The sequence below is a fragment of the Escherichia sp. KCJ4928 genome (assembly GCF_004352695.1).
Taxonomy (GTDB): domain Bacteria; phylum Pseudomonadota; class Gammaproteobacteria; order Enterobacterales; family Enterobacteriaceae; genus ECMA0423.
Map to the genome: position 1 here is coordinate 1 of NZ_SJWV01000682.1, position 336 is coordinate 336.

Annotated in this window: 1 pseudogene; it reads left to right on the forward strand. The window is 51.2% G+C overall.

The annotated features are described in order from the left end of the window. A pseudogene (locus E0D98_RS26245) lies at positions 1-336 on the forward strand (DNA primase); the annotation flags it as partial.

A 336-nucleotide genomic window follows, 5' to 3' on the forward strand; every position in this document is an offset into this window, starting at 1 on the left:
TTTACGGAGGCGGAAAAAGCACAGGGACTGACCGATTTCAATGACCTGGACGCCAGCAGGGGACGGGACGCCTTTCAGCGAGCCATGAACGCACAGTTAGAATATATCGGTATCCCCACGCCCAACAATGACACTACTGACCGCCGTGAAGCTATCGTGATCGGCAACCTGATATTCACACCGGTAAAAGATGAGAAGCCACAAGTGTACCCTGAAAACAGACAGAGCACAGCCCCTGAACCGGCAGTGTCGGAACAGAATCATCCTTATGACATCCCTGCAGAAGAGACAGACAATCAGGCATATGAAGATGACTATGCAGCATATGCATCCCTG